The 7,790-nt window shown below is 43.5% G+C and carries 8 protein-coding genes and 1 pseudogene; 1 reads left to right on the top strand and 8 read right to left on the bottom strand.

Features of this window, described 5'->3' with window-relative positions; translation table 11 throughout:
* The 7 genes from QZ359_RS03405 to budA all read right to left on the bottom strand — a co-directional run.
* The coding region (locus QZ359_RS03405; protein ID WP_293959525.1) for an ABC transporter substrate-binding protein at positions 1-709 on the bottom strand (709 nt) is incomplete at its 3' end.
* On the bottom strand, positions 706-1,479 hold the full coding sequence (locus tag QZ359_RS03400; protein WP_049531456.1) for an ABC transporter permease: 774 nt from the start codon (positions 1,477-1,479) through the stop codon (positions 706-708). The genes QZ359_RS03405 and QZ359_RS03400, both read right to left, overlap by 4 nt.
* Positions 1,476-2,282 carry an ABC transporter permease gene (locus QZ359_RS03395; RefSeq protein ID WP_216730522.1) on the bottom strand — a complete coding sequence of 269 codons (807 nt, stop codon included), beginning with the start codon at positions 2,280-2,282 and terminating at the stop codon, positions 1,476-1,478. Before QZ359_RS03395 ends, QZ359_RS03400 begins: the two co-directional genes overlap by 4 nt.
* The gene (locus tag QZ359_RS03390) at positions 2,263-3,420 is read right to left on the bottom strand and encodes an ABC transporter ATP-binding protein (protein ID WP_000742896.1); all 1,158 of its coding nucleotides are present in this window, start codon (positions 3,418-3,420) and stop codon (positions 2,263-2,265) included. Before QZ359_RS03390 ends, QZ359_RS03395 begins: the two co-directional genes overlap by 20 nt.
* A gap of 159 nt (positions 3,421-3,579) precedes the next feature.
* Positions 3,580-4,485, bottom strand: coding sequence for a UDP-N-acetylmuramate dehydrogenase (gene murB, locus QZ359_RS03385; RefSeq protein ID WP_000116178.1), 906 nt, complete (start codon positions 4,483-4,485; stop codon positions 3,580-3,582).
* Positions 4,486-4,597: 112 nt separating this feature from the next.
* Positions 4,598-5,350, bottom strand: a complete 753-nt coding sequence (locus QZ359_RS03380; protein ID WP_293959507.1) for a YhfC family glutamic-type intramembrane protease — start codon at positions 5,348-5,350, stop codon at positions 4,598-4,600.
* 9 nt (positions 5,351-5,359) lie between these two features.
* On the bottom strand, positions 5,360-6,091 hold the full coding sequence (budA, locus tag QZ359_RS03375) for an acetolactate decarboxylase (RefSeq protein WP_000360311.1): 732 nt from the start codon (positions 6,089-6,091) through the stop codon (positions 5,360-5,362).
* Between the two features lie 141 nt (positions 6,092-6,232).
* Between budA and QZ359_RS03370 the strand changes: the two genes are divergently transcribed.
* A complete protein-coding gene (locus QZ359_RS03370; RefSeq protein ID WP_293959502.1) occupies positions 6,233-7,504 on the top strand; it encodes a PLP-dependent aminotransferase family protein in 1,272 nt (423 codons plus the stop codon).
* Between the two features lie 125 nt (positions 7,505-7,629).
* On the opposite strand, the pseudogene QZ359_RS03365 reads toward QZ359_RS03370, so the two are convergent.
* Positions 7,630-7,790, bottom strand: a pseudogene (locus QZ359_RS03365) (amino acid ABC transporter substrate-binding protein); the annotation flags it as partial.

Below are 7,790 nucleotides of genomic sequence, written 5' to 3'. Positions count from 1 at the left end.
CAGAGAAGGCCACCCCGTTTGCAGCGTTATTTTGAATCATGTAGCCCTTCATTTCGTCCGCCACAATAGCCTTGATATTTGGAGTCAGTTTATAGAGCTTATCTACTGTCTCTTCCAACTGCTGTTGATTTTTAGAGTTAAGGCTGTAGCCGAGGGAATTGAGCCCCAGACCCAGCACCTCACGCGCCCCATCAAAAAGCATGATAGAGTTCTTATACTCTGGCTTCCAGAGATCATCCCAATGCTCAGGCGCTTCCTCTACCATGGTTTCATTGTAGACAATTCCCAAGGTTCCCCAGAAGTAAGGAATGGAGAATTTATTGCCTGGATCAAAGGACTGGTTGAGGAACTCTGGTCCGATATTTTCAAGACCTTCAAGTTTTGAATAGTCAAGCGGTACCAAGAGGTCTTCGTCCTTCATCTTGTTGATCATGTATTCACTAGGGATGGCAATATCGTAGGTCGTTCCACCCTGCTTGATCTTAGTATACATGGCTTCATTGGAGTCAAAAGTCTCGTACTGGACTTGGATGCCTGTTTCTTCAGTGAAATGCTCCAAGAGTTCTGGATCGATATAGTCACCCCAGTTGTAGATAACCAGTTTTTGACTATCTCGGCTATTGATTTTACTATCTAGATGAGTTGCAATTCCCCATAAGACGAGGATAATGGCTACAATTCCTGCTAAAAATGAATAGAGTTTTTTCATGCTTGCTCCTCCTTCTCACGTGAGATAAAGTAATATCCAACAACCAGGATAATACTAAAGAGAAAGACAAGGGCAGACAGGGCATTGATTTCTAAGGAAATCCCTTTGCGAGCACGAGAGTAAATCTCGACTGACAGGGTTGAAAAGCCATTTCCCGTTACGAAGAAGGTCACAGCAAAGTCATCTAGCGAATAGGTGAAGGCCATGAAATAACCTGCAATGATAGACGGTGTCAGGTAAGGAAGCATGATTTCCTTGAACATCTGAAATTGACTGGCACCAAGGTCATAGGCCGCATGAATCATGTCGCCGTTCATTTCCTTGAGACGTGGCAAGACCATCAAGACCACGATAGGAATCGAGAAGGCTACGTGACTAGATAGAACGGTCAAAAAGCCAAGTGAAAACTTGAGTTGGGTAAAGAGAATCAAGAAGCTGGCACCAATCATAACGTCAGGTGCAACCATGAGGATATTATTAAGTGAAAGAAAGGCTTCTTGGTATTTCTTACAAGACTGATAAATGTAAATAGCACCGAAAGTCCCGATAATGGTCGCTATCAAGGCTGATAAAAAGGCCAAGAAAAAGGTCTGGGTCACAATCAACATGAGGCGACCATCGCCAAACATGGTTTTAAAATGGCTCAAGCTAAAACCTGTAAAGCTGTTCATGTCGTTTCCTGCATTAAAGGCGTATCCAATCAAGTAAAAAATCGGCAGGTAGAGGACAAGAAAGACCAGTCCCAGATAAAGGTTGGCAAATTTTTTCATCGTTCTCTCCTTTCCTTGGTCACCCACATGGTGATGAACATGGTCAAGATGAGAATCACACCGATGGTAGAACCCATACCGTAGTTGTCATTTGTCAGGAAGTTTTGCTCAATGGCTGTCCCCAGTGTAATAACGCGGTTCCCACCAATCAAACGGGTCAGCATGAAGAGACTCAAGCTAGGAATAAAGACAGACTGAACTCCACTTCTCACACCGTTCATCGATAGAGGGAAGATGACATGACGGAAGGTCTCCCACTTGGTAGCACCGAGGTCATAACTTGCATTGATGAGATTGTTATCCATATCGTCCAAGACATTAAAAATCGGCAAAATCATAAAGGGAAGCTCGATGTAGCTTGCGACAAAGATAAAGGAGAAATCGGTAAAGAGCAACTGCTGTGAACCGATTCCGATAAATTCCAAAAATTGGTTAATAGAGCCATTCTGACCAAAAATCCCAATAAAGGCATAGGCCTTGAGGAGCAAATTGATCCAAGTTGGCAGGATAATCAGCATGAGCCAGAGTTGACGGTGCTTGAGACGGGTCAAAAAGAGGGCTGTTGGATAGCTGATAAGCAAGGTCACAAAGGTCACAATTCCTGCATAGAGTACAGAGTTGAAACTCATTTTTAGGTAGGTCAAGTTTTGTGACGCAAAGTAGGACTTATAATTTTCTAAACTGAACTGGCCTTCGATGTTGAAAAAGGATTGACCGAAAATCAAGACCAAGGGTGCCAGGACAAAGAGGGCAATCCAGAGCATGTAGGGCACTACAAAGAGTTTAGAGGTTGTTTTCTTCATCTCTTTCCTCCTCGATCGCGTTAATCAGACCTGCTTCTTGCTCTTCGATTTCTACGTACTCCTCGATACGAGCATCGAACTCTTCTTCGGTTTCGTTGAGACGCATGATGTGGATGTCTTCTGGTTCAAAGTCCAGACCGATTTCCTCACCAACGATGGCCTTACGAGTTGAGTGGATCATCCATTCATTTCCGAGTTCGTCATAGGCGATAATTTCATAGTGAACTCCACGGAAGAGCTGGGTATCCACCTTAACTTGGAGCTTGCCTTCTTCAGGAAGGGTAATACGCAAGTCCTCTGGACGAATAACAACCTCAACAGGTTCATTCGGCTTCATCCCCCCATCAACTGCTTCGAAGCGTTTGCCGTTAAACTCAACCAAGTAGTCCTCAATCATGGTTCCTGGCAAGATATTTGACTCACCGATAAAGGTCGCAACAAAGTGGTTAATCGGCTCATCGTAGATATCCACAGGTGTTCCAGACTGGACAATCTCGCCATCATTCATAACGAAAATCCAATCACTCATGGCAAGAGCTTCTTCCTGATCGTGAGTGACAAAGACAAAGGTAATGCCCAATCGTTGTTGTAGTTCACGCAGTTCATACTGCATGTCTGTTCTTAATTTCAAGTCCAGCGCTGACAAAGGCTCGTCCAACAAAACCACACGAGGTTGGTTGATGATGGCACGGGCAATTGCCACACGCTGACGTTGTCCTCCAGAGAGTTTACGGATGGAACGTTTTTCGTACCCTTCCAACTGAACCATCTTGAGAACTTCCGCTACGCGTTTCTCGATTTCTTTCTTATCAATCTTGCGCAAGCGGAGCGGAAAGGCAACATTTTCAAACACATTCATATGTGGAAACAAGGCATAGGATTGGAAGACCGTATGGACGTCTCGCTTGTTGGTTGGAATGTCATTGATTCGGACACCGTCCAGCAAAATATCTCCTGTCGTTGCATCCAGTAAACCTGCAATGATGTTAAGGATGGTTGATTTCCCTGAACCAGATGCGCCTAAAAGGGTGTAGAATTTCCCTTCTTCCAACTCAAAGTTGATATCTTTGAGAACCTTGGTGTTGCTGTCTTCAAAAACTTTAGAGACGTTTTTGAATTCAATAATTGGTTTTTTCAATTGTCATTTATTCCTTCTTTTTCATAGATTAACAGATCAGGGCTCTGTCAGGCCGCTACTACCTCGTGTAGGAGATTGAACTGCCTACATTCTTCTGCACTAACGATAGGCTTTCACCCCCTTTCCATGACATAGCAGCAGCTTTTTAGCTAAAGCTTCCTACTTGCTTTCACCTAAAATACGGACTTCTCTCTCAAGCGTGATACCTGAGTGTTCCTTGACTTTTTCGATAACAGACTCAATCAAGTCTTCGTAGTCTTTAGCCGTTCCATCTGCAACATTGATCATAAATCCTGCGTGCTTTTCTGACACTTCTACGCCACCGATACGATAGCCTTTCAAGCCAGCTTCTGAAATTAATTGACCTGCAAAATGCCCTACTGGACGCTTAAAGACCGAACCACAAGATGGATATTCCAAAGGTTGCTTGAGTTCGCGTAGGTGCGTCAAACGGTCCATTTCCTGCTTGATAATCTGATGGGTTCCTGGAGAAAGGGCAAATTTAGCTGACAAGACAACTGCACCAGACTCCTGAATGGCTGAATGACGGTAACCAAAAGCCAAGTCTTTAGCAGACAGGGTCTCGATTTCTCCATCCTTGGTCAAGACCTTACAAGACTGCAAGATGTGGGCGATCTCGCCACCATAGGCACCCGCATTCATAAAGACAGCACCACCAACACTTCCAGGAATGCCACAAGCAAACTCAAAACCAGTCAAACTATGACGAAGGGCAATGCGAGTTGTTTCAATCAAGTTGGCACCAGCTTCTGCTTCAATAGTATAGCCATCAACAGAAACATTATTGAGCTTGTCACACAAGATGACAAATCCACGAATCCCACCGTCACGAACAATGATGTTACTAGCATTTCCAAGAACCATCCAAGGAATATTTTCTTGGTTGGCAAATTTAACAACGCGCGCCAACTCAAAACGATTTCGTGGAAAGACCAAATAATCGGCCTCTCCACCTACTTTTGTATAACTATAGCTATGCAAGGGTTCCTTAAAACGGATATCAATTCCTTCTAAGATTTCAAGCATTTTTTCTCTTACAGACATGTCACTCTTCCTTTTACAAAATTCATTCCATTATACCATTTTTAAGACCATTTGACGACCCTAAAAAAATCTTGGGCTTATTTTAAACAAAAAAAGAGGTTTCCCCCTTTTCTTATAATTTTTTGCAAAAGATAGCCTTTGTTCCATAGGCAACCAGAACAAATTCAAGTGCTAGGACAACTTCCACCAAGACAGGATTTGTCAGCCAGCCAACTTGGGCAAGAGATGGTGCTAAGTCAAAGAAGGCATGTAGTCCATAGGCAGCTAGGAGATAAATCCATTTCTTCTGGCGAACAGCTTGGTAAACCCAAACAGTCAAGAGTAATTGGAAACCTAGCGCCAAGATTCTCTCAAAACCAAGCAAATAAATCTGCCAGACTGATAGCGACTGGATAGTTTTCAACATATTTTCAGACAGTAATTGCATGACCTGTGGATCCTGCGTTTGAACTGCTGAGAGCACGATGTAGAGATTAATCAAACTAGTAAGGCCCAGGTAAATCAACTCCAAGCCACCATGCCCCAATCCATAAGCCAACGAATCTGCCTTTTCCAAACTTCTCTTTTTCTCCAACCATTTGAAGAAAACAAGACGAGCAGTTTCCTCAAAAAATGCTGCCATGGCTAAGCCATAGATGATATAGACAAGCGGATGGTCTTGCAAGAGGGCAATACTACCGTCTTTTTGAGGATGCAAAACTAAGATATGCACCAGTTTTTCCAAAATTTGTGAAGAGACAAAGAAGGCAACAGCCCCCAAGCCCAAAACAGCTAAATTAATCTGGTATTTCTTTTTGGCATACCAAATGCTTCCTATCAAGAAAGCCAGCAACAGAAACATGGTAATAATGATATGAATGGTCATTTTCTTCTCCTATTCCGCCTTTTCAATATCTTTTTTCATCTCGTCAACATTGAACTTAGCAAACAAGTATTGACGATCTTGGACTGGAAAACGTTGGTCCAACTGGTCAACTGCTCCCACCTCGATAATGCCTTCCTTGATGACAAAGTCCATGACATGCCCACCGAAGGTCAAATCATCTGAGATGAAGTGGAGATGGTAGCCTGCCACACTGACCCCATGGAAAATCTCAGGCGTCCAGAAACCAACGATGGTTCCCGCCACATTGTCACGACTATATTCAGGTTGATGGGTTGCGACATCAGCAAACTTGGTATCTGGTGTCGACTTGGGAATCATGCGCACATGCATATGTGAAAATTCCCCACGAATCTTGATAGAGCGGAAAAGATTTTCCCCGTCATAATAAGACTCGATTCGCTCTTCCAATTCCTTGTCTGTCATCTCAAAGCGCTGGCGGAAAATGACCTCTGCCTGATGCGGTACCACTGCTGCGTAAGGAATAAGGGCATCTGGTGACACTTCTACAATTTCCGGTTGCTCTCCTGAGCCTTTGGCTTGATAAGCCTTGCCATCCAAGACAATCAATTCTCCATCAATGGAATCCAAGGTTCCCAAACCAAGGTCACCATGCTCTAGCAATTCTCCTACTGTCATGGTACCACCATAAAGGCCGGCCATCAAGGCTCCAAGGGTATTGTATTGAAATAATTTCACTGGTTCCTGCACGTTCTTATCCATTCACTTTCTTGTCTGTTATTCTATAAATGTTACTCCTAAGTATACCACATTTGCCCCTAGATGTGAACGAGAGAAACACTCTATACATTGCCAAGAAGGAAAAAAAAGAGTACAATGTAACAAAATCAAGGGAGATCTGGAATGAAGAAACAAAGCAAGTACCAAGAGGTCGTATCTTATCTGAAAAACGGTATCGAGTCTGGACGTTTTCCAACGGGAAGTCGCCTACCTTCTATCCGTCAACTGAGCCTTGACTTTCACTGTAGCAAGGACACCATTCAACGCGCCCTACTGGAATTACGGCACGAACAATACCTCTATGCCAAGCCCCAGAGTGGTTACTATGTCCTAGAACAAGGGCAACATCAAGACCTAGAAATTGAGGTTACGGACGAACACGCCAGCGCCTATGACGATTTCCGACTCTGTGTCAATGAAACCTTGATTGGCCGGGAAAACTACCTCTTCAACTACTATGAAAATCAAGAAGGTTTAGAAGACCTAAGACAGTCCATTCACCAACTCCTCTTTGACCAAGCTCTCTACTGCAAGGCTGACCAACTGGTACTGACTTCTGGAACCCAACAAGCCCTTTTTATTCTCTCGCAAATATCCTTTCCTAGCCAAGCAAAGGAAATCTTGGTGGAACAGCCGACCTACCATCGGATGAATCGTCTCTTGATTGCTCAGAGGTTAGCCTATCAAACGATTGAACGAGGCATTGATGGGATTGACTTGGAGGAGCTGGAAGGCCACTTCAAAACAGGAAAGATTAAGTTTTTCTACACCATTCCTCGTTTTCACTATCCTCTGGGGCATTCCTATTCAGAACAGGACAAACGGGCTATTCTTGACTTAGCTGCCAAGTATGGAGTCTATATCGTAGAGGACGACTATCTGGGGGATTTGGACTCTAAAAAGGGCCAGACCTTCCACTATCTGGATACAGAGGAACGCGTTATTTACATAAAGTCCTTCTCAACCAGCCTCTTTCCAGCCCTGAGGATAACAGCACTCATCCTTCCAAATGCTATCAAAGAAGCCTTTGTGGCCTACAAAAATATCCTAGACTACGATAGCAACCTTATCATGCAAAAGGCCCTGTCACTCTATATTGACAGTCAACTATTTGAGAAAAACCGTCTGGCTCGCTTATCCAATCAGGAATCTTACCAAAAACAACTCGAGGAAAGATTAGCTAACACTCCTTGTCCCCTTCCTCATTTTCCCCTATACGATGGTTTATTACTAGATCTGAGACAGTATCCTAAAATTGCCAGTCTCAAACATAGCCAACTGGACTTGGACTTCTTTGAAAAGGCCTATTTGAGCGCCTGCCCTTATCAATTTGCCAAGGTATCCTTAGACAATCTGGAAAATGTTTTAAACTATTTAAAAGCAGAATTGGAATGACTTCCAACTCTGCTTTTTTCTTATACTCTTCGAAAATCTCTTCAAACCACGTCAGCGTCGCCTTACCGTACTCAAGTACAGCTTGCGGCTAGCTTCCTAGTTTGCTCTTTGATTTTCATTGAGTATTATTCTTCAACTTCTGTTAGACTTGCTGCTTTTTCAAGATAGCTTTGGTAAGTTCCTTCATCCTTGAGTTTTTGGATGACCTTGTCCACCACTTCTTTCAAATCTGCACTATTTTTTCTAAGGGCAACTGCATTGGCTTCGCCGTCCTTCATCTTCAAGC

Source organism: Streptococcus sp. (assembly GCF_019414905.1).
GTDB lineage: Bacteria > Bacillota > Bacilli > Lactobacillales > Streptococcaceae > Streptococcus.
This window is presented reverse-complemented; position numbering and strand designations above follow the sequence as displayed.

What these genes read in the sequence shown, in the direction of transcription:
- QZ359_RS03380 (WP_293959507.1), bottom strand. Translation starts at nt 5,350, where the DNA reads ATGACCATTCATATCATTATTACCATGTTTCTGTTGCTGGCTTTCTTG.
- budA (WP_000360311.1), bottom strand. Translation starts at nt 6,091, where the DNA reads ATGGATAAGAACGTGCAGGAACCAGTGAAATTATTTCAATACAATACC.
- murB (WP_000116178.1), bottom strand. Translation starts at nt 4,485, where the DNA reads ATGTCTGTAAGAGAAAAAATGCTTGAAATCTTAGAAGGAATTGATATC.
- QZ359_RS03370 (WP_293959502.1), top strand. Translation starts at nt 6,233, where the DNA reads ATGAAGAAACAAAGCAAGTACCAAGAGGTCGTATCTTATCTGAAAAAC.
- QZ359_RS03400 (WP_049531456.1), bottom strand. Translation starts at nt 1,479, where the DNA reads ATGAAAAAATTTGCCAACCTTTATCTGGGACTGGTCTTTCTTGTCCTC.
- QZ359_RS03395 (WP_216730522.1), bottom strand. Translation starts at nt 2,282, where the DNA reads ATGAAGAAAACAACCTCTAAACTCTTTGTAGTGCCCTACATGCTCTGG.